A 21,577-nucleotide genomic window follows, 5' to 3' on the forward strand; every position below is an offset into this window, starting at 1 on the left:
GGGCGCGGAGAATCCCTGCTCAGGTTGCCTGCAGTTCAAGCCGGTAGCCAAAGCCCCGTATGGACCGCAGCGCCACACCGTGGGGTTCCAGCTTGCCCCGCAAGCGCGAGACATACACCTCCACCGCGTTGGGGGTGATCTCCTTGTCCCACCCCGTCAGCGCTTGCAGCAGCTTGTCTTTGCTAGCAGGCTTGGGGGCGTTGATGAGCAGGTATTCGAGCACCGTCCACTCGCGCGGGCCCAGTTCGATGACCTGCTCGCCAGCCGGTGTGCGCATGCTGGCCCGGCGCCCGGCCGTGTCCAGCTCCAGCGGGCCAAAACTCAGCACGGCCGTGGTCGCAGCCTGGGAACGGCGCAACAGCGCACGCAGGCGCGCCAGCAGCTCGGGCAGCTCGAACGGCTTGACCATGTAGTCATCCGCCCCCAGATCCAGCCCCTGCACCCGGTCATGCAGCGCGTCACGCGCCGTCAGTATCAAAACTGGCATGGCGGGGCTTGCCATGTCTGGACGGCGCAGGCGGCGTGTCAGCTCCAGGCCGTCCATGGCGGGCAGCCCGATGTCGATGATGGCTGCGTCAAACGACTCGGCGCGCAGCACCTCTTCGGCCCGCTCGCCACTGCCCACCCAGTCCACCGCATAACCCGCATCGGTGAGCCCCAGCTTGATGCCGCTGGCCACCATCACATCGTCTTCGACCAACAGCAGACGCATGGAGACCTCACGCTGGGTCAGTGAGAGCGGATCATGGTGCCGTAGGCCTGGTCAGTCAGGATCTCCAGCAGCATGGCATGGGGCACACGCCCGTCAATGATGTGCACCGCATTTACACCCGCCTTGGCGGCATCCAGCGCACCGGCAATCTTGGGCAGCATGCCGCCCGAGATAGTGCCGTCGGCAAACAGCTCGTCGATGCGGCGGGCTGTCAGGTCGGTCAACAGGTTGCCGGCCTTGTCGAGCACACCGGGGGTGTTGGTCAGCAGCATCAGTTTTTCAGCCTGCAACACCGTGGCCAGTTTGCTGGCCACCACATCCGCATTGATGTTGTAGCTTTCGTTGTTCTCGCCAAAGCCAATCGGGCTGATGACGGGAATGAACGCATCGTCTTGCAGCGCCTTCACCACGCTGGGGTCGATGGAAACGATGTCACCCACCTGGCCCACGTCGTGTTCGATGGTGGGATCCTTGCTGTCCACCATCTTGAGCTTTTGTGCGCGAATCATGCCGCCGTCACGGCCGGTCAAGCCCACGGCCTTGCCACCGGCCTGGTTGATCAGTCCCACGATGTCCTGCTGCACCTCGCCGGCCAGCACCCATTCGACCACTTCCATGGTCTCGGCATCGGTCACACGCATGCCCTGGATGAACTCGCCCTTCTTGCCCAGTCGGTTGAGCGCGGTTTCGATTTGCGGGCCGCCACCGTGCACCACCACCGGGTTCATGCCCACCAGCTTGAGCAGCACCACGTCCTCGGCAAAGTCGGCCTGCAGGGCCGGGTCCGTCATGGCGTTGCCGCCGTACTTGATCACCATGGTCTTGCCATGGAACTTGCGGATGTAGGGCAGCGCCTGGGCCAGGATTTCAGCCTTGTCGCGTGGGGCAATCGAAAGAAGGTCGGTCATGGAGGCGTGCCATCCGGAGAAAACTGTGAGGCGCAAATTGTGCCGCATTCGCCAGGCGCGCGAACACAAGAAGGCTTCAGTGGCGCAGCCAGTTCGGCACTTTGAACCGCACGATGGCCAGATAGGCCATAACATAGCTAACCACAAAAAGCCCGCAAAACGCCATGAGCAGGGGCGTGTTGTTCCAGAACAGCACTGCAGGCACCACCGTCAGGAGCGTAAAACCCCACAGATAGGGCGACGTACGGTTGTTGCGCATCAGCACCCGGCGGGACTCATCATCGTGAAACACCCCACGAACAATGCGGCGGTAGATGAGCTGGTGAAAATGCAGCGCATCGGCCACGCCCGGTGAAACGCCCCGCACCGCCTTGCGGTAAATGGAGAAAATCGTCTCCCACACCGGGTAGATCAGCAGAAGCATCGGGAACCAAGGCGATACGTCCGCATTGCGCTGCACCAGCGAGATGCTGGCCATGGCAATCACCACGCCCCACACATAGGCCCCCCCATCTCCGGCAAACAACATGCCGCGCGGATAGTTCCAGACCAAAAAACCGCCTGTGGCTGCAGCAGTGGATACCAGCAGCGCCGCCAGTGCCCGGTCACCCACCTGCAGCGCCACGTGCGCCAAAGCGAGGCACACGATCAAGGCAACCATTCCCGCCAGCCCGTTGTAGCCGTCGATGATATTGAAGGCATGGGGCAGGCCTGCGACTGCAAGCACGACTATGGCGATGCCAAGCCAGGGGGCAGCAACCAGGACAGCATCAAGCCAGGGCCAGCCCAGGCGTGGCAGATTGATACCCAAAAGCCATACCGCCAATGCGCCAGATGCCCCGGTCAAAGTGAGGCGGTAACGCACTGAAAGGCGCTGGGTAAGGTCTTCCGCAATGCCACCGATCACTGCGGGGAGCAGCACAACCATCCACGCTCCCACCCATACGTCTAGACGCAGCGACGCAGGATCCCCCCAATGGGAGGATTGAGCCACCCCCAAACCCCAACTAACCACCATCCCCAGAACCAAAGCTGCTCCACCCAAGCGTGGCACATGACCATGATGGAAGCGCTGGGGCATAGCGTCGCCATAAGCAGCAGCATGATCCTTGCACCAGCGGACTATCAAACCTGCGGCCAATGTCGCAACAATAAAACTAACCAGACACAAGAGAATCATAAGAGTGACGCCGCAGGGAAACTTGCGACCACGCGCCGGTACACTACACAAGGTGCGATTGCAAATGCAAGCCGAATATTTCCCAAGAGGACTAAGCACTTCATAAAAGAGCGAAATTTCAAGGTGCGGCAGCGGAAGCCTTGATGACCGCCTGCGAGAAACCCAAGCCTGGCTTTGCCCTTAAGACATCTGCCATAGCCCAGTAAAGCGCATCTGACCCAAAAGCTACATTTTGGGGGTCCAAAGAGAAGAGATTGATCCCGGGTTCGAAAAGCTTCCCCTTCACCCGCGGCTCCATAAAGAAGGATATGAATCGCGCGCCCTCCTCGTGGTGGCGAGTCAGAATTTCATTCAAATCATTTGCAGACATCGCCTTCAACGGATGGAACTCCGTTACTCCGTAAGCCCTGCTTCCTCCGTGCGCGCCCATGCCTGCCACCTTGGAGCGGCGTGATCGCAGCCAGTCGATCACCTCAGGGCCGTATGTCGCTCGCCCATACAGACTAACGCCAAGCTGCATTCCGGTAGCGTCGCCCAGAGAGTCATCGATGGCAAACCTAGAAGCGTCCCACCCAGGATTTGTGAACGGAACGATCTGATGGGTGTAAACAGGCCCTCCCCCTAGACAGGAGCGCTTTACTACACCAGCAAAATGTTTCAAATACTGGGTAACTTGATTTTGACGATAGTCATGCCAATGCTTGACCAAGGGGTTGTAGTACAGCGATAACTGGTCACTTGGTGTATCCACCCAGAAATTTGTATTTGACTGCTTCGCGCCCATGGGTGGCAATGGCGCCTGCGGCACCGCCACCACCGGTGCTTGGTCTCGTCCGATAATGCCTACCCAGCGTCCTGCCAAGTATTGCATTGCGCCACCATCAGTCGGTTCCAGCGCGATGTCGATGCGATGCATCCCCTTTGCCAACTCAGAGTAGTCAAAGTCGTACCGCCAGCCTACATCCGCTGAACCAACGGCAGGAACCGCCGCAAACACATCTTGCCGCGCCTGATTCGCAGGAACTCGTGCTACAGGCAGCCCATCTACAAAAACGTGAATCCACGGTGTCCGGTGTGGGGATGCTTTTGCCACATGAGCCCAGCCCGAAATAGGCAGCATACCTGTGGCATAAGAGTCAATGTGATCCTGATACCGAGTCATTCGTTGCGTACGTATGTCCTTTGCTGGGGGCACGACCTCGTCAAAAGACCCGTAGTCGCCACCCACTGCTTCATTGAGAGCACGCAAATTGATAAAACGTGTCCGCAAGAATTGACGGAACCCCAGAATCGACTTGTCACTGTAATCAGACACTTGATAAGAAGTAGACATCCCCATACCCGCCTCAAAGTCAGGAAAAAGGTGATGCAGCTCACCGAGCACCGTGACGCCGTGAACCTTCTGGCGATCCTGTGACGGCAGCCGGCACACTTGCTCCAGCACCGCGTTGATCGCCACTTCCCGCATGTGGGTCAGATCGTTGTCGCGATTTGCCAGACTCCATGGATAGATATCGAGGTGGTAATACCGCCCCTTGTCCATGGGCCTGCCCGCCGGACCAAACGCCAAGTTACGAGGATCGGCACCAAGTTGCTTTTCCAGCGCGCCTCCGACGGCAAAATGCGTCGAAAACAAATACAGAACCATCGAACGCGCTGATCGGTGTATGGTGTTGGCAACTCGTTTCGCGGCGGCGTCATCAATCATCCAACGCCCGTCTGCAGAAAGCGTGAACAATCGCAACAAAGGCACGTTTAGCGTGTAGCCCAGCTCGTAACGACCGTCTGCACTTGTGCTTGGTCCCAAGGAGTCCAGCGTGCCATCGATCAAGCCCGCCGCCGAGTCCGTATCACCTCCGCAGGTTTCGATATTGGACGCCATCCCGCGAGACAGGATGCAGTTGTCCAGCGCACCAATCATGGGCAATAACAACAAACGCTTTCGCGTCAACTCTCGTTGCATCCCCCAGCCCAGCAAAGCAAGACATATGAGTAGCGAACAGGTAAAAGCGATAGCCCACCCAGAGCGCCTCCTCACACCACACCCACTCTGCTGTCGTTGATTCATTCGACTCTCTTCATTCTTCATCTAAAAAACGGCGTTGCTCACCTTTTAGTAGCTTCGACCGCTACCCTCACTCTGCGGGCACCTGCGGATTCAAGCAACCCGCTACCTCGCAGACGTTCACAACTACTGCAGCCGCCGCTTTAACAGGCACCGCAAAGCGCCCCCTGAGTAAGCTGCGTCCACTTGTTGCCCAACTCTTCAAGCGGCGTCTTTGCGGGGTGATCGTTGATCAGAGGTCTCGCATTATCAGCCCTGACGGCATAATCCCTGGATGCCTTCCCTTGCAGAGCTACACCACGTCTATACCCGCGACATTCAGCCAGACGAGCACACATCGTTGAATTTTCTGGCTCACCATATTCCTGCGGGATCGAGCGTTTTAGACCTTGGATGTGGAACGGGCGCCCTTGGGCGCTGGCTCGTCAACCGTGGTCACACCGTGTTGGATGGCGTGACATTCAACAGCGCAGAAGCAGACATTGCGCGAACAAACTACCGGCAGATTGTGGAGGGAGACCTTGAAACGCTTGACCTGCTGACGGCGTTTGCGTCGCGCCACTACGACGTGATCGTGTGTGCTGATGTACTGGAGCATCTCAAGAACCCTGCTGTCGTCTTGGAGCAATGCAAGACCCTGCTTTCGCCCGAAGGGCGCTTGTTGATCTCCGTTCCCAACGCAGCCTACGCAGGCCTCATTGCCGAGTTGATGCACGGCCAATTCAGATACCGAGATGAAGGCTTGCTCGACAAAACGCATTTGCGGTTCTTTACACGCAGCAGCCTCCTGGATTTTCTGGAACTGGGTGGCTGGCAAGTTGCCTCTACGGAGACAGTGCGGCGAGAGCTTGTCGAGTCCGAGTTCACCCAACCCTTCGATGCAATCCCGCCATCTGTAGCCCGCTATCTGCTGACGCAACCGGATGCGCTGACCTATCAATTCGTCGTCACAGCGAGACTGAAGGCAGACTCCAAAGTAGAGGCAAGTGTCTTTGAAAACTCCATTGCAATGCCCGCTCGGGCAGAAACAGCAAAATTCAGCATGGAGCTGTTCTGGAACACTGGGACAGGCTATACGCAGGCGCAGAAAGCCCATGCGACAGGCATCATTGGCAAACAACATCAGACGGTCCAATTCGCCATTGCTCCGTCCACCGCTTCGCCGTATCTCACACTGCGCCTTGACCCTGCCGATAGACCAGGATTTCTGCATCTGCACGCATTGCGTGTGACCGACGCGCTCGGTGCCACTCTTTGGGAGTGGAAAGGTTGCGGCGATTGGGAGTCTGAAGCTGTTTGCACATTCCCTGCCTCGCATCAAATTCATTGGACCCAGCTTGGTTTCCCGACTTCTGTCCCGTTGCTGCTGTTGCTGGAGGACGATCCATGGTTCGAGCTTCCCATTGATGAGACCAGTCTTGCAATTTTGTCCGCCCGAGGGGGGCTGCTGGAAGTCACCGTCGGTTGGCCTATGTCGGCAGACTATCTTCAAGCAACCCACGCAATGCGAGACATCCGGCGCGCTTATGCCGAACAGTGCACGCATGCCGAAATATTGGCGTCCGAAAAGCATTCTCTGCAAGTTGAGCTGGTGCACACACGACAAGAAAATGACAGCTGGAAAGAAAAAACACGTACTGCACTTCAAGAGCGTGCTGCACTCATCGACACGCAAAACAAAACCCAGCGTTCACTGGAGGAACTGCAAACACACCTGCAGTGGATTGAAAACTCAACCGTATTTCGCCTCACCCGACCTCTGGTACGCCTGAAGATGGCGCTCAACAAATACATGCCATCGCCATCAACCACTCCTGCGCCCGCCCGGCAAGTGGCCGAGCGCGCACCGTCGCTAGCACAGCCCGTAGACGTTATCGTTCCAGTCTATAAAGGACTTTTTGATACACAGAGATGCATTACGTCGGTGCTCAACAGCACTTGCCAGACACCCTGGCGCTTGGTGGTTATCAATGACGCCAGCCCGGAGCCCGAGGTGACAGCTTGGCTGCGCGACATTGCGGCGTCAGAACCACGAATACTGCTTTTGGAAAATCCAGAAAACCTGGGTTTCGTTGGCACAGTCAACCGCGGCATGGCACTGTCTGAGCAGGCAGATGTACTACTGCTCAACAGCGACACTGAAGTAGCCAACAATTGGCTGGACAGGTTATGCGCCACCGCCCATGCAAATGGGCGCAACGGAACTGTCACCCCCCTCTCTAACAACGCCACCATCTGTAGTTATCCACGCTTTTGTGAGCCAAACGCACTGGTACCTGGTCACACCACTGCATCGCTGGATGCGCTGATAGCAGAAACCAACCCTGGGGTGTCAGTAGATGTACCGACCGGCGTTGGCTTTTGCATGTATATACGGCGCGACTGCCTTAATGCAGTGGGACTTTTTGATGTTCCCAACTTCGGCAAGGGCTACGGGGAAGAGAATGATTTTTGCCGAAGGGCACATTCTCTTGGATGGCGCAATCTGCAAGCGCTCGATACTTTCGTACTACATTCGGGAGGCGTAAGTTTCGGTGCCAGTAAAAGCCAGCGTGAATTGGACGCTATGGAGACATTGAGGCGCCTTCATCCCGAATATGAAGGCGCTGTGATGCGCTTTATCGCAGATGATCCATCGCTACCTTACCGCCGTGCACTTGACATTGCACGACTGCAGGCAAACCCTCTGCCCAAAATCCTATGCGTCATGCATGACCGTGCAGGGGGAACGCTGCGACATGTGCGCGAACTCGCCACCGCGTTGAGTGAGTCAGCCGTGATGTTGACACTCACACCGACACCCGGCTCTCGCGTACGCCTGGCTATGGCCCAGAGTACGGAAGAGTTTGCGCTGGAGTTTCATGTGCAAGAGCAACTCGACGCCCTGTTGTCAATACTCCGCTCCATTGGGGTATCGCTCGTGCACTTTCATCACCTGCTCGGGCACTCAGCCGCGATCAAAAGCCTTCCCCAGCGCCTTGGCATTCCATTTGACTTCACGGCCCACGATCACTACAGCTATTGCCCACAGATATCGCTCACAGATCATCACAACCGTTACTGTGGCGAGAAGGGTGTGGAGCAATGCAAAGATTGCCTTGCAAAGTCACCCGCACCCGGGGGTGTGAATATCGTTACCTGGAGAAACAATAGTCGCGATTTTTTACGACAAGCGCGACATATCCTGGCCCCCACCGCAGACATGGCGATGCGGATGGAGAGGTTTGTGCCTGAAGCGGACATTCGTCACGCGCCACACCTGGACATGGGGAGCATCACACTGCCAGCCATCGTCCGGCGCCCTCCTCGCCGTGCTGCCACCGCGCCCCTGAAAATAGTAGTCCTAGGCGCACTCAGCAGCATCAAGGGGGCAGATGTTCTCGAAGGGGTGGCCATCGCTGCGGCTAAAGCCAATGCACCGGTGGAGTTTCATTTGTTGGGATACGGCTATCGCAGCCTTAAGACCCGACCCAGAGCGCATCTCAGCGTCCACGGTGAATACGCCGACGCAGATCTTCCAAGCTTGCTGGACTGGCTGCAGCCTGACTTGGCTTGGTTCCCCGCACAATGGCCAGAGACATACAGCTACACACTGAGTGCCTGTCTACAAGCGGGGCTACCCATCGTCGCGTCCGACTTGGGCGCGTTCCCAGAGCGATTGTCAGGACGTAGTTGGTCGTGGGTATTGCCCTGGGACACTACAACTGACGCATGGCTCGACTTCTTTGTAATTCTGCATCGCGACTATCTGGTTGGCGACAAGCCCGCACCCCAGTGTCGACAATACGCTCCCTTGTGGCAGTCAGCCATGCCCCAATGGGACTATTCCAACGAATACCTGCGCACCAGCATCAGTAGCGCGAAACCCTCAAAGAGCATCACCGAAGAGAAGTCGCACCTAGACGCAGTGAGCTTGGCGGCTTTTCTGCCGGGGCGTAATCGCACCCAACCTCAGCAGGCAACGCTCGCGCTTCGACGAACCTTATTGACTATTGTGATTCGCCTCCGTTCTAGCCCTGGGTTGAGGCAAGCTGCGCGCTGGGTGCCACTTCGTTGGCAAACACGTGTAAAGAACTGGCTTGTGCGTTGAACCAACAGCCATCGGATTGACGAATCGTCAGCCTGCCGATTCCCGAAAACCCGACGCCCCCTCATGAGAGGACTGTTGCGGATCAAAATCCAGCCAACAATGGCATTGATTTTTTGACTTCAAATGGTTCTTTTTTGATACTTCATCGCTGTAAACATCGCTTTTTTGCCACCGATTTTCAGGAGAATCATTTGAAAACTACCCGATCCTTTGTGGTAGGTGCCGCACTCGCCTTCATCACCTATTCAAGCTTTGCCACCAGTCCCTACGATGGCATCTACGCAGACATGGCGTCGGCCAATTCGTATGTTTCTGTGCATACCAACGCCGATCAAATGATTGTTACGCAGTATGAAATTCTTCCCGCGTCGGGCGTTTTGTTCACCTCTCAACTTGGCTCAGTTATGCCCAGGCAGGTGAACACATGGCAGCTGCTGCAAGGAACCTTGACCGGCAGCACCGCATCGCTGAGCGGTCAACTGATGTTCAACCAGTGCAATGTTCGCCTGAATGCCACCTTTACCAACACAAGCCTCGTTGCAACGGTTACCAGCGCATCGTCGTCGGGAGCCGGTACATCTTCCACCATGAACTGCCCCGCACTCACAACGCTAGGCCCGCTTCGGTTCAACAAGATATTCTGAACGCCGTTTTGATTGACCAGCCCGGCATTGAATCAATTGCTGCATTGAGTAGATGCTTGGGTACGGTTCTCTTTGGAGAACGTCTCGACGACACGAACACCTGCACTTCGCACTTTGTAACCACCCAAGCCTTATGGGTGCGACGTGCTAGCCTTTGAAAAAGCGCTTCGCCTCAGACCAAAAATGCCACGCCTCAGGCTCTCGCTGGAGGACAGCCTCCAGCTCCGCAAACACTGCGTCGATGAGCGGAGACACCTCGTCGTAAACACCCAAGGAAATGATATTGAGCTGACGCCTACCGGTCTGAAAGTCGAAGCCGGTGATGTAGACATAAACAGGGACGCGGTGATCCACCGCCAAACGATGCAACGCACGCGGCACCGAAGCTTCAAGGCCCAGCAACCGTATCCGCTCAGCACTGTTTGATTGATCAGTAGGCACATCGATAGCGGCAAGTACTTGGCCCCCAGCCCGTAGTGCTTTGATGGCAGGCCGCAAGCTGCCAGACACATCTAAGGGCTCGCAACCCAACGCCTTGTGCACTGTAGCTGTGCGTGCACGGGCATACCACCCCAGCACGGCGCGCCCCAGGAAAGGAGCCCCCTCGGTCGAGGCAACCAAAGCGCGCGGAAGCAGCCCGCCCCGCGCAGCATGGCGCAGGCCCCACATGCCCGCGCCCCAGTGAAAAGTGAACAACATTGCAGCTTGGCTTGGGGGAGGCCACGCGCCTTGAACATCCAGGTGCGTGTCCATCCATTGGTCCTGCTGAGTTCTGGCAAGGTAATGGTCCGCATGGTCTGTCCAGGTCACCAAACGGCGATGCATCAGCCATGCGCGTTCATCGGACACCGGAAACCGAGCCTTGTATTCTGCCAACGCTTGTATGGCTGCTACGCGGTAGGCTGGCAACCAAATCAATATGCGCCGCGCCACACGGTATGCGACCGACCACGGCAGCACCGCAGCCAACGCGGGTAGAGCCACCAACTCAATGGCATCCTTACACTCAGTTCTTATCCGTCGAAGGCGACGCAGCACATGCAAGTTCATGCACGTTAGCTCCAGTAGTGGGGGAGTCGCACCAGTCCCGGAGTCTGGGTGGGATAAACAAACGTGAAAGTGATACACGCCTTCCATTCATCGCACACCACTAGCCCCTTTGCATCAAACAGGTAGGCGCTGACCACATATTCGCCGGTGTGCAACGGCAAGTCGGGGAAGGTAAGCGAGATCTCCCACAGCCCTGCCGCCAACTGGCGCGGCACCACACCTTCTACATGCGAGGCTAGCGATGTGATGCCTACGCCATGGGACTGCTCCAGCATCACTCCGATGCTGGGTGCGACGTCGCCAGGCGCAGTGTGTGCGCGCACAGTCACCACTAGATCGGGCGAGCAAAGCAAGGGCGGTGTGGATTGGTCAAGACTGGCCACATCAACGCTCACGAGGTGCGATGACGTTACGGCAGTACCTGCGCCGGGCACGCCCACTTGGTCACTCTTGCTGTTGTCACCTGCTCCATCACCTGCCTCGGCAACAGCGACAATTGCACGCCCGTGTTTGCCATCGGATGCGGAATGGGGGCCACCCGAAGATGCCTCCGGCGTCCCACCTGAGACTGACTGGTCATCGTCCTCCAAACCAGGGGCGTTCCGCGCCATCTGGGTGTGCTGGCGCAAACTGGCTTCGTAGGAGGCGAGCACCGCCTCTGTACTGCCAAACTGACGTACCTGACCATGCTCCATCCAGAGGGCTACATCACACAGCTGACGAACATGGTAAAGACTGTGCGAGCAAAACAAGATGGTGCAACCATTCCGGCGGAATTCCTCTATGCGCTCTACGCACTTCTTCTGAAAGTTCTGGTCGCCTACGGCCAAGGCCTCGTCCACAATCAGCAACTCTGGCTGCACCGCAGTCACCAAAGCGAAAGCCAAGCGCACCACCATGCCAGATGAATAGGTTTTGACTGTACGGTCGATGGCGTTGCCCAGCTCTGAAAAAGCAATGATCTCTGATTCCAACGCGACAATGGTGTCAGCGTCGAGCCCGATCAGCCCCCCTGCAAAGCGCAGGTTGTCACGTCCAGAGAAGTCGGGATGAAAGCCCGCACCCAACTCTAGGATGGCAGTGATACGCCCTATGCACTGTGCCGAGCCTTCCGTGGGCTGCAATGTGCCAGCCAGCAGTTTGAGCAAAGTGCTTTTACCAGCGCCATTGTTGCCCACCACGCCCAGACACTGCCCTGGGTACAACCGAAAACTCACGTTGCGCAATGCCCAATGGCTGCGGTGCAAAGAGGCTCCCGTGATCAGTGCACGTAGCCGTTTGCGCGGATGGTCGTATAGCTTGTAGCCCTTGCCCAGCCCTTGCACATTCAGCACAGGTACCGAGGCCGCGGCCATTTCGTGCGGCGTGGCGGGCGGGCGGCCGAATTGATTAGGGCTTTGTGTCATAGCCAGTCCACCAATTCATCGCGACTGCGACGCAGCAAAGGAGACAACACTGCGCAAGCAGCACCAAACCAGACCACCATGCCAACGCAAGACTGCCAACTGGGCCACTGGCCTTGCAGCAAAACGTTTTGGTAGGCCAACACCCACGCGGTCATGGGGTTGAGCCACAGTAGCCAGCGCCAGTCCGCAGGGAATAGCGTTACCGGAAACAAGATAGGCGACAAAAACACACCCACGGACAAAGCAAACGTGACGATTTGTACCGTGTCACGCAATGCCGCCGCCATGATGGCCAATATATAGGCCAGTAAAAAGACCAGCGCAAATTGCGTGACGACCAGCAGCGGCAGGCTTACCAGCGCCAAGGCTCCACGGTGCAATGGCACGTACGCCAGGGCCAATAACACCAACAGAGGCATATACACCGCAGCACTGGCCAGAACGGTGCGCAGCACCATCAGCACAGGAGGTAGCGCATTTTTTTGCAGCAAGTGACCCGAATCGATGAGGCTGCTGGTGCCACGGCCTACAGCCTCGCAAAACGCTTGCCATGGCAACATACCCACAATGAGGAACGTTCCTACGGCCTTGGTGGGAGCCGCATCGCCCAGGCGCATGGCAAACACTACGTCAAACACGAGGTAGTACGCAGCCACCGTCAACAGTGGCTGCACATAGACCCATGCAAGCCCCCCGGCTGTGCCCGAGTGGCGCGCAGCCAATTCGCGCCACACCATGACGCTCAGCATGGCACGCATTGCCCATGCTGCACGCAAGTTTTGCCACATGTTGTACTGATGTTCTATTCGTTATAGGCGGCGAACGCAAAGGCCAGCCTGATTACTGTCGTTACAGTCATTTTTTACGTTCAATCAACGACTGCCGACTGCGCATCACACAAGACATAACCAACATAGGACGCGCAGCGTTACTTACCCGGCTGCTGGTTCGCCACATAGGCTTCTAGAACTTCTGGGTGCGCCTTTGCACGCTGCATGATCTGTTGACCTGCTTTGATGCGCCCTTCAGTCAGTATCTTTTGCGTCACCTCTTGCAGCAAAGCACTCCGAACCTCTTCAAACGGCTGCTTGCCGGCCTCTTTGCGGTCCGTCACCTTGATAATGTGATAGCCAAATTGGGTTTTGACCAGACCGCTAAGTTCACCCACCTTGAGCTGAAAGGCGACCTCTTCAAACTGCTTGGCCATGCGGCCACGCACAAAGAAGCCCAGATCACCTCCTTTGGAACCACTGCCCAGATCTTGCGAGCTTGCCTTGGCTAGCTCTGCAAAATCTTTACCCCCCTTGAGGTCCGCCAACAGTTCCGCCGCCTTGGCTTCGGCATTTTCTTCCGTGGCAAGAACCAGGATATGACTGGCTTTGACTTCTTCTGGAATTTCAAACCGCTTGGTTTCTGCACGATAAACGTCGCGGGCCCGTTGCTCCAGCACCATGTCGCTGGGTCGATTGGACTGGTCTAGCTGGGCCAATTGAATATCCGACAACACGCGGTCCTTACCCAGCTGCAGCGCGGCCTGATTGAAAGGAATTTGGGCCAAACCTGCGACCTCTGCCTGTTTGGCCAGCGCGCGGCGCATCAACAGGTTAGAGGCTAATTGGGCCAGCCTTTCGGGCTGCTGCATGAAACCGGACCGCACATCGGGGGGCGCCTTGGACAGCTCGGCCTCAAGGTCCAGCATCGTGATGCTGACGCCGTCCGCCTCGATGACCACGGCGGGCGCTGGCTTCGCATTCTGGGCCCAGACGGCGTTACATGACAAGGCGAGGGCCAACAAAGTAACCGACGAAGAAAGCTTGAACAAACGGATGCTGCGGATCATACAAAAAGGATCATTCAGTCAATCAAAATTACCCAAGGACAACAAATGTGGGCAGTCTGTGAGCGTACAAGATACAAATTTGGCCTGTGGCCTTGAATAACAGGCGACAGGCCAAAAAAGGTAAAAAAGGCGGGAAAATTCCCGCCTTTTTCAAGAAACCACCGAAGTGGTCTTATGCACTACCAACCGAATTAACGGGTGAAGCGGTGGGGCCACACGGCGCCGAACGCGCTGGACTTGGCGAAAGCCGCACCCAGAACTGGCAGACCGGCGTTAGCCAAGCCAGAAGTACCCAGGCTGATCCAGCCTTCGTTAGCGGTCACATTCAGGTTTTGCAGTGCCACCGAAGCGGACAGCGAGCCAGAAGCAGTGTTCGTGCCATTATTGATGGCCAGAACCGAGGTTTCGCCGCAGAAGCGAATGTTAGACACGGTGCCGGGAGAGATCACAAACTGGCTGGAGGTCGTGGTTTCTTCGCGATCCCACTGATTCACGCCAGCGGCGCCCGTATCAGCTGCCACGCACACTTGGTTGTTCACCAACGAGGTGTTGGTTGCGCTGAAGAAGTTAGCAGCACCAGCAGCAGCCGTCCAATCCGAATAAACGCGGCTGTTAGTCGACAGCGGGCTGGTGAAACGATAATTCACAGCCACGTTGTAACGACGGGTAGGCATAGAGAACACCCAATCCGTGGTAGCACCGATGGAAGTGGTCGTCAGGTACTCGTTAGACACCGACTTAGCAGCCAGAGCCGTGGTCAGCGCAAACGCTTGTGACAGAGGTGCCGTCGCAGAAACGGCAGTCACGTAAGGCGTCGACAGGTCAGGCAGATCGTAGTACGAAGCCGAGATGAAAGGCGTCGTGCTAGCAACTGCGCCCACGGCGCCAGAAGCTGCGTCCGTTGCAACACGGTTAGCACCGCGCAGCAGAGGATCAGCAGTAACAGTGTCAATTGCGATGGCTGGCGTGCTGGAAGGACCGGCAGCATCATCAGACTGCGGGAAGAACACCACGTTAGCATTGATGTCAGCGGCACCCGCGCCCGTTGCACGGACAGCAGTAGCAGCACCGGAGAACGTCGCAGTCTTGACGGTGTCGATGATGGTCCAGTTAGCCATCAGCTTGCCGGTGGGGTTGGTCAAACCTTTACCCAGGGCAGTTGTAGGAGCATTTGCAGCGCCGGTACCCAGAGCTGTCGTGTCCGCCTTCAGCGTATCCAGTACGGTTGTCGTGCAAGGCGCAACACCGTTCACATGCTTGATTGCAGTGAACAATGGGCTGACTGCAGGAGTGGTGCCGCCAGTTGGCTGCTGCTCAATCACACCAGCCTTGAAGATGTCAGCCATCGCCAAGATTTCAATGTAACCTTCACGGGTTTCATTGGCCTTTTGAGCATCCGTCAGAGCGGGGTTCAAACGAGCAGTTGGGAACGAGTTCTTTTGCGTTGCAACGATGGATGGCAACGTGCAAGACTTATCAGCGGTTTCCAGCTGCGAGCGACCATCTGCGCCTTGACTCACCTTGGCAGCCCACACGTCACCAGGAGACAGTGCAAGCGTGAAGTCAAAAATATCGTCGGAGTTGGAAGCACCGCGGAAACGCACCTTCACCAGCTTACCATTCACGGTGTCGGTGTTAGTGATGTTCATCAGCGTTGCGTTCGTGCCCTGCGTCGTGAAGTAAGGCACCACCAAGATGTGACCAGTACCAGCTTCATTGATGCTCAGCGTTGTGGCAGCGTTTGCAGCTGGCACGTGCACACCAGCGTTAGCCACACCAGCCAAGCCAAGGCCACCAATCATGGCAGCAATGCTTGCAGAGAGAATACTTTTTTTCATTGATAACTCCGTTAAAAAAGTTGGTAAGCGCAACTACCAGGATTGTTTACGCTTCGAAATGTTAGCACAGGGTCTGAAGGATTAGTCTTCAGAGACTACCAGCCGCTCTGAGTTGTGCACAAAAAGCAACAGGCAACAGCATGAGCTTTAAAAACAGTCACTCGATAGGACAGTCTCCCTTCAGATTGCTTGCACCAACAAGCAGATCAAGCCCAGCGGCGCATACTTTAGATGAGCGCGTGCAACACACTGCGCAGCACACCCCCACCACAATACAATCCACCACTGCCGTATCCGGTCAGGGCTTCTCGTAATAGTACCAGCGGCCACTCTCATTGAGCCATGTTTCGGTGAAGAAGGTGCTGATTGTGTCGCCTTTGCCACGCCCAAAGGGCGAGGCAACAGTCAGCTCAATGCGCACCTCGCATTTTTCTGATTCGCAGGTGGTGCTAGCCACTTCGGCACGCCGCCATTGCACGGCGCCTTTGAACTGGGATTGGTATTCACGCAGGTCATGCAGACTGCGATAGGCGGGGGTGAGCATGTCATAGGCTTTTTGCCACTGCCCATCAATGAGGTAGCCCCAACGTTGGCTCGCCAGCAGAGATGTTTGCTGCTCGGGCGTCATCGCGGTCGTTGCGCAGCCCGAAAGAACCACTGTAGCAGCCACAAGTGCTGCCGCGCAGGTGCGGCACGCAAGAGAAAGCGCGGACATCGTTGTCATTCCAAAATCTCCTTGTTAGCAAATAAATCCATCAGTCACGCTGGTCGATATGGTGCCCCACCCGGCGGGTGATCGCTGCACCGGACACAGGCAAGCCCAGGATTGGACGCGATGTTCAGTCGCACGCGAATGCCAATCGACTCCCGGTGCAGAGCGACGTGAATATGGCGGCGTCCTGCCGCATTCCAAGCACGTCACAATTCTTTGGCTGCCAAACAGCTCCTTCGTATCTGGAAAAAACGCAGCGCCGCAACACCCAACAGCTGCTGGCAATAGCAAACCAAAACGCGAAGGCCCGAACCCTCACAGTAACAGCTCCCGCCTACTTGGAACGGACGCGCCGCTGGCTCAAACAAAATTAACACTTTGGGACGCGCCCGATGTACTCTGAACGCCACCACTTGGTTTACTGACGGGGAGAAGTAACACTACCGTCAGACATCCCAACACCCTGAGGGGCAGAAGGGGCAGAACGAGGCTGCGGTGTACCTACGGCTGGAGCTAGGCCACGCATGCGCTCGCGCAGGTCGTCGCTTACCTCTCGGATATCGATGTCGGTACGCACCACGCGCGGGGTTATGACCACAAGCAGTTCCGTCCTGCTGCCAATGTTGGAGGTTGAGCCAAACAAATTGCCTAAAACGGGAATGCTGTGCAGGATGGGGACTCCCGATTTAGACGTGGTGTTGTTACTCTGAATCAAGCCCCCCATCACAATGGACTCGCCAGAGCGCACGGCAAGCTTGCTGGACAACTGGCGCTGCAAAAAGGCCCGCTGGCCGCTGACCTCGTCTTTTTGTCCCACGTCTGTGACGGACTGATCTACCTGCATGGTGACTACATTGCCAGAGTTCACTGAAGGCGTCACCATAAGGTTGACGCCTGTGTCCTTGTATTGGATGCTAGTGCGCACAATGCCGTCGCTAGTTACGGTTTCGCCAGCCTGAATGGGAGTTTGCGTGCCCACGGCAATGGAAGCCATATGGTTGTCCAGCACCATCAAAGATGGACTGGCAATGACCTTGACCATCGTCTTCTTAGACAATGCATTGAGCACTGCACGCACATTGCCAGCCGGGTTTTTGAGCGTGTAAGAGAAACCTGCAAGCGCACCGCCCAGCACACCGCCCGCGCTGGTGCTCAACGCACCGCTGCCGGTGTAGCCAGTGTTGGCACGGCTGTCGCTAAACGCCCATTGCAGGCCATATTCGAGGTCGTCATTCAACGTGACCTCGACAATGCTGGCTTCGATCAGCACCTGGGTCAGCGGCAAATCAAGACGCTTGAGCGTGGCTTCGATCTTTGCGTACTCGGCCTTGGTGCTCCACACGAGCAGAGAGTTGTTTAGCTCATCGGCCATCACCCGTATGCTTCCAAGGGTTGCCACCGCTGCGCCCTGGGTTTGCGTTGCTGTAGCGGCTGTGTTACCCAGCGAGCCCACACTGCGACCACTCAGCGTGCCCCCGCCTGCGCCAGAGAACGTGCTGCCGCTGCGTATGCCTGTGCTGTTACCCAGGTTGCTGCCATAGAGGCCTGAGTTGGTGCCACCAAAAACACTGTTGGGTGTGGAGGATGCACCAAACCCTGATGTCATGCCAGTCGCATTACCCAAGCCAGGCGCAACGCCGGTGTTGGTAAATGCGCTGTTCGTTGGTGCGGCAGTGCCGCCAAAGATGCCGCTCAATACCGACGCAAGATGGCGGGCGTTGACGTTCTGCACTTGATAGATGAACAACTGGGGCTCCGTGCTGTTGCCTCCTGGCTGATCCAGCTTGTCAATCCAACGCCGCGCTTCATCCAGGTAGGCCGCCCGGGGGGTGACCACCAAAATGCTGTTGAGTCGCTCCATCGGCAGCACACGGAACGCGCCGAAGAGGGGATTGGACTCTGCCATACCACCAGATGGCACCACACCACCCGCGCTTGCGCTAGGGCGCGCCGTAGCCGTCGAGCTGCCCGCCGCGCCGCCAGATACGACAGAGGACGCAGCACCAGAGCCCCCTCCCAAAATAGACAGCGCGGCCTCTACCTCTTTGACAGACACATACTTGAGCGGAAACACCCCCACCGACATACCTTTAAGAAGATCAACGTCAAAGGTGTTGACGAGGTCCAACCATCCCTCGGCCTGCGTGCGGGTACCGGCAAGCACCAGGAGATTTCGCAGGTTGTCCACCCGGACAATGGCCTCAGGCGGCGCCATGGGGCGCAATATGGCGGCCATTTCTGATGCACCAATGTAGTTGAGCCTTACCACGATGGCGCCGCTGCCAGGCGGCAGCGGCGCCCCGGCCACAGCCTGGCGCACCGCCGGCACGATGCCTCGCACAGCCTCCGCCTTGCCGACATGGTAGGTGCCACGCGTGTCTCGTGCCATGACAAGCCCGTTGGCTTGCAGAGCACTTTCGAGCAAGAGTACGGCCTGATCCGGAGAAATATCGCCATTGGTGGACAGAGTGACAGAGCCCGTCAGTGGTTGATGCAGGACATAGTCGGCTTTGAGCACGTCTTTCAGGACGATGGTCGCAAACTCTGCGATGGGCGCTTCTTCAAACTTGAAGCCCGTCGCGCCCACAGGCAGTGCCGTGGTGGCGCGGGGGGGGGCTATCACGGTGTCATTGCCGCGCATGATTCGGGGTTCCACGCTGGGAGCCGCATCCGCCGGTTGCGGGAGTTGTTCTGGTGACTGGGCAAAGGTCACGCCCACATACACGGAAAGGCATGCAACTGCCAGCCGTTTGAATTGATCCATGGTCGAAATACTCATTCTTTGACGGGGGGAAGCCCAGCTTTGCGAAACAGTTCGTTGCGTTGGCGCAGCCGCTCACGGGCAGCCTCTTGCTCTTGTTGTTGAATGGACACGAGGTCAGGACGGCCACCGATTGACGGCGACGCAGCAACAGGCGCAGGACTGCCTGCGGCAGCGGGCGGCTGCGGTCCAAACACATGCACTAGGCGGACGCTACGAGTCTCATCACCACGAGCAAAAGTGACTTCTCGTCCCTCGATGGACTGTACCGTCCACTCACCCAGCGGTTCGTTGAGGCGAACCCTGCGAACTTTGTCGTTCACCCGCGCCACGATGCCACTGAAATCAGGGCCTTTAAAAATGCCATACAGGGTCAGCCCAGCCAACGGATCTGGCTTTGGCGCCTCAGGAGCGGCATCAGGGGGAGGCGGCGGGCGCCGGTCGGGCGCAAACAAGGGGCGATCCAAAATAGCCACATATGCGCCGACCCCAGCACCCTGCTTTGTCTCCAGCCCAGCAGGCAGCTTGGGCGCAGGCATGTCGGGGGTAATCGGCGCAGGAGGAGTCCAGGCATGAGACCGCAGTTGACCAGAAGGCGCCACCCACATCCATGCGAGCCCTCCACTCAAGGCGATCATCAAGACCACCAATGCTCTGAATGCGGTCATGAGCGGACTCGCAGGACGAAGAGATTGACTTGTGCAGCAAGACGCTGCGCGGATTTAGGCTTGACTGCACCGATGGTTTGAATGGACAAGTTGTCCACCCACACCGTTGGCGATTGCTTGTCCAGTAGCGCCATGGCGTTTTGCAGGCCAGCAAGGTCGCCCTCTACCCGCAGCGCTATCCCTATGCGGTCAAAGACCTGCTGCTCTTTGGCCGGCAATACCTGGATACTTCCAATGTCGAGTTTGCTATCGGCGAAAAGGGTGCGTATGCGCTGCTGCGCGTCGTTGCCAGCCTGAACAGCATCCTGTGCGTTTGGATAAGCCTGGCCTGCCAATAGCGCTTTTGCAGATGCCTCGGCCTGTGCCAGGCTGTCTTTGCCCTTTTGCAAACCAGATAACCTGGCAAAGCGGGGCTCCAGTTGTGACAATTGGTCCTGTGCCCAGCGGTGCTTGTTCCAAACAAACACCCCCGCGATCACAGGGATCGCCAGCAAGATCGCAAGAATGATCGCCTGCAGTACGGCTATGCGAGGAGGAATTCGGTTCAAGGCTTGGCTCCCGAAGATGCGGCTGGCATCGAGGGTGATGGCGATGCAGAAGCTAACCCACTGGCCTGGGTAAGGTCTACCAGCAGTTCGATGCTGAAGCTCTCTTTGATTGCACCGAGGGGTTTGACTGCCGCTGAAGGGGCCTTGACGTCCTTAAATCCAGGCTGCGCGCCCAGTTGTTGCATCAAGGCCGCTGCGTTACCCGTTTGCCCCACCAACAAGACTTTAGGTGGCTTTCCCGGGCCTTCTGGCGCGGACAATTGAAAAGATTGCAACGAGGTGTCGTCAGGGAGCGCGCGGGTAATCATGTCCAGGATTTGGAGCGCCGCCCCCGGGGGAACTGCATACTCAGGAAGGGCCTGCAGAAAACCTTGCGCCCTGACGTAGGCTTCGCGCTGCTGAATCAATGGAGCAACCTGCTTTTGCAAGGCCGTGTACTGATCGACCGCATCTAGGGCGCGCAGACGCAACTGCAGGGTGGGCGTTACCAGCAACCCTGCCAACAGCAGCACCGTACCGGAACACAACACAGCGTTTACTCGCTGCCACCGGCTCTGGTAAGCAAGGCGCCGAGCCTCCCCAAACCCGGGAAGGACCGCAGGCCGCCCATTCCCCATATCCACCCACACCTCCGGACTGACCGCATTGGACGCTATGGCCTCTGTCGATTGCATGGCTGCAAGATGCGCTTGAACCATGCTGCGCGATGTAAGGACAACAGCAATGCGGCGCCCCTGGCTGAGTGTTGCTTGTCCGGCGTCACGCTCACGATCATTTATGTCACTGCTGACCCATAACAATTCATCCCAAGGAAAAGGGCTCAGGTTCTGCACCTCGAACAACAAGGCCCCCTCTGAAGCAGCGCTGGGCAATGGTGGTAGTTGAACCACGTGGCGCAACAGCAGGTCGTCAGGCACTTCCACCGCTGCGAATCGAGCCGCCTTGGCTGCGGCGGGCGATACACGGGGATCCTTACGCAAACCCCGATAGACCTCGCTTTGCCGATTGGCCCTCAGCCATCGAACTACAGGCTCGGGACGCAGCCATGCGAGAACACGCCAACCCAGCATGCCACACCACGCTATCTTCAGATCATCCAGCACGCTACTCAGGTCCAGCCCGAACAACCGTGCATCATTTTGAATAGATGCCATT

General features: G+C 57.3%; 16 protein-coding genes. 2 read left to right on the forward strand and 14 right to left on the reverse strand.

The features are described from left to right. Positions 1-19: 19 nt before the first annotated feature. The 4 genes from CLU87_RS17650 to CLU87_RS17665 form a co-directional block, all read right to left on the reverse strand. Positions 20-712: a response regulator transcription factor gene (locus tag CLU87_RS17650; RefSeq protein WP_056059420.1), complete on the reverse strand. Its 693-nt coding sequence runs from the start codon at positions 710-712 to the stop codon at positions 20-22. Between the two features lie 17 nt (positions 713-729). Continuing rightward, positions 730-1,620, reverse strand: a complete 891-nt coding sequence (gene argB / locus CLU87_RS17655) for an acetylglutamate kinase (protein ID WP_056059422.1) — start codon at positions 1,618-1,620, stop codon at positions 730-732. A gap of 76 nt (positions 1,621-1,696) precedes the next feature. After that, positions 1,697-2,800, reverse strand: a complete 1,104-nt coding sequence (locus CLU87_RS17660; RefSeq protein ID WP_099731285.1) for a glycosyltransferase family 4 protein — start codon at positions 2,798-2,800, stop codon at positions 1,697-1,699. Positions 2,801-2,918: 118 nt separating this feature from the next. Further along, the gene (locus CLU87_RS17665; RefSeq protein WP_143227289.1) at positions 2,919-4,721 is read right to left on the reverse strand and encodes a hypothetical protein; all 1,803 of its coding nucleotides are present in this window, start codon (positions 4,719-4,721) and stop codon (positions 2,919-2,921) included. Between the two features lie 418 nt (positions 4,722-5,139). Between CLU87_RS17665 and CLU87_RS17670 the strand changes: the two genes are divergently transcribed. Continuing rightward, positions 5,140-8,955, forward strand: a complete 3,816-nt coding sequence (locus CLU87_RS17670) for a methyltransferase domain-containing protein (protein WP_099731287.1) — start codon at positions 5,140-5,142, stop codon at positions 8,953-8,955. A 191-nt stretch (positions 8,956-9,146) separates the two neighbouring features. Next, positions 9,147-9,599: a hypothetical protein gene (locus CLU87_RS17675; RefSeq protein ID WP_143227291.1), complete on the forward strand. Its 453-nt coding sequence runs from the start codon at positions 9,147-9,149 to the stop codon at positions 9,597-9,599. Positions 9,600-9,746: 147 nt separating this feature from the next. Here the strand turns inward: CLU87_RS17675 and CLU87_RS17680 are convergent, their stop codons facing one another. The 10 genes from CLU87_RS17680 to CLU87_RS17720 all read right to left on the reverse strand — a co-directional run bounded on the left by CLU87_RS17680 (position 9,747) and on the right by CLU87_RS17720 (position 21,576). Beyond that, a complete protein-coding gene (locus CLU87_RS17680; RefSeq protein WP_143227292.1) occupies positions 9,747-10,649 on the reverse strand; it encodes a hypothetical protein in 903 nt (300 codons plus the stop codon). A 5-nt stretch (positions 10,650-10,654) separates the two neighbouring features. Beyond that, on the reverse strand, positions 10,655-12,004 hold the full coding sequence (locus CLU87_RS17685; RefSeq protein ID WP_099731290.1) for an ABC transporter ATP-binding protein: 1,350 nt from the start codon (positions 12,002-12,004) through the stop codon (positions 10,655-10,657). A gap of 47 nt (positions 12,005-12,051) precedes the next feature. Continuing rightward, positions 12,052-12,843, reverse strand: coding sequence for an ABC transporter permease (locus CLU87_RS17690; RefSeq protein ID WP_099731291.1), 792 nt, complete (start codon positions 12,841-12,843; stop codon positions 12,052-12,054). A 140-nt stretch (positions 12,844-12,983) separates the two neighbouring features. Further along, complete coding sequence (locus CLU87_RS23550) at positions 12,984-13,895, reverse strand: peptidylprolyl isomerase (protein WP_233193810.1); 912 nt, start codon at positions 13,893-13,895, stop codon at positions 12,984-12,986. Between the two features lie 191 nt (positions 13,896-14,086). Continuing rightward, entirely contained in the window at positions 14,087-15,733 is a 1,647-nt protein-coding gene (locus CLU87_RS17700; RefSeq protein WP_099731292.1) for a cell surface protein, read from the reverse strand. A gap of 298 nt (positions 15,734-16,031) precedes the next feature. Continuing rightward, positions 16,032-16,457 (reverse strand): hypothetical protein, encoded by a 426-nt coding sequence (locus tag CLU87_RS17705; protein WP_143227293.1) that lies wholly within the window; start codon positions 16,455-16,457, stop codon positions 16,032-16,034. A gap of 406 nt (positions 16,458-16,863) precedes the next feature. Beyond that, positions 16,864-19,209, reverse strand: a complete 2,346-nt coding sequence (gene gspD, locus CLU87_RS17710) for a type II secretion system secretin GspD (protein ID WP_233193811.1) — start codon at positions 19,207-19,209, stop codon at positions 16,864-16,866. Between the two features lie 11 nt (positions 19,210-19,220). Continuing rightward, positions 19,221-19,874: a hypothetical protein gene (locus CLU87_RS23190; RefSeq protein ID WP_143227294.1), complete on the reverse strand. Its 654-nt coding sequence runs from the start codon at positions 19,872-19,874 to the stop codon at positions 19,221-19,223. Then, positions 19,871-20,422, reverse strand: a complete 552-nt coding sequence (gene gspM / locus CLU87_RS17715) for a type II secretion system protein GspM (RefSeq protein ID WP_158236085.1) — start codon at positions 20,420-20,422, stop codon at positions 19,871-19,873. The genes CLU87_RS23190 and gspM overlap by 4 nt, the downstream gene beginning before the upstream one ends. Next, on the reverse strand, positions 20,419-21,576 hold the full coding sequence (locus tag CLU87_RS17720; RefSeq protein ID WP_143227295.1) for a PilN domain-containing protein: 1,158 nt from the start codon (positions 21,574-21,576) through the stop codon (positions 20,419-20,421). The genes gspM and CLU87_RS17720 overlap by 4 nt, the downstream gene beginning before the upstream one ends. Between the last annotated feature and the right edge of the window lies 1 nt (position 21,577).

Origin of the sequence: Acidovorax sp. 59 (assembly GCF_002754175.1) — a bacterium.
Classification (GTDB): Bacteria; Pseudomonadota; Gammaproteobacteria; order Burkholderiales; family Burkholderiaceae_C; genus Acidovorax; species Acidovorax delafieldii.

Excerpts from the sequence above, each read along its gene's own strand:
- CLU87_RS17650 (WP_056059420.1), bottom strand. The coding sequence starts at position 712 with ATGCGTCTGCTGTTGGTCGAAGACGATGTGATGGTGGCCAGCGGCATC.
- argB (WP_056059422.1), bottom strand. The coding sequence starts at position 1,620 with ATGACCGACCTTCTTTCGATTGCCCCACGCGACAAGGCTGAAATCCTG.
- CLU87_RS17660 (WP_099731285.1), bottom strand. The coding sequence starts at position 2,800 with ATGATTCTCTTGTGTCTGGTTAGTTTTATTGTTGCGACATTGGCCGCA.
- CLU87_RS17665 (WP_143227289.1), bottom strand. The coding sequence starts at position 4,721 with ATGATTGGTGCGCTGGACAACTGCATCCTGTCTCGCGGGATGGCGTCC.
- CLU87_RS17670 (WP_099731287.1), top strand. The coding sequence starts at position 5,140 with ATGCCTTCCCTTGCAGAGCTACACCACGTCTATACCCGCGACATTCAG.
- CLU87_RS17680 (WP_143227292.1), bottom strand. The coding sequence starts at position 10,649 with ATGAACTTGCATGTGCTGCGTCGCCTTCGACGGATAAGAACTGAGTGT.
- CLU87_RS17685 (WP_099731290.1), bottom strand. The coding sequence starts at position 12,004 with ATGGCCGCGGCCTCGGTACCTGTGCTGAATGTGCAAGGGCTGGGCAAG.
- CLU87_RS17690 (WP_099731291.1), bottom strand. The coding sequence starts at position 12,843 with ATGTGGCAAAACTTGCGTGCAGCATGGGCAATGCGTGCCATGCTGAGC.
- CLU87_RS23550 (WP_233193810.1), bottom strand. The coding sequence starts at position 13,895 with ATGATCCGCAGCATCCGTTTGTTCAAGCTTTCTTCGTCGGTTACTTTG.
- CLU87_RS17700 (WP_099731292.1), bottom strand. The coding sequence starts at position 15,733 with ATGAAAAAAAGTATTCTCTCTGCAAGCATTGCTGCCATGATTGGTGGC.
- CLU87_RS17705 (WP_143227293.1), bottom strand. The coding sequence starts at position 16,457 with ATGACAACGATGTCCGCGCTTTCTCTTGCGTGCCGCACCTGCGCGGCA.
- gspD (WP_233193811.1), bottom strand. The coding sequence starts at position 19,209 with ATGGATCAATTCAAACGGCTGGCAGTTGCATGCCTTTCCGTGTATGTG.
- CLU87_RS23190 (WP_143227294.1), bottom strand. The coding sequence starts at position 19,874 with ATGACCGCATTCAGAGCATTGGTGGTCTTGATGATCGCCTTGAGTGGA.
- CLU87_RS17720 (WP_143227295.1), bottom strand. The coding sequence starts at position 21,576 with ATGGCATCTATTCAAAATGATGCACGGTTGTTCGGGCTGGACCTGAGT.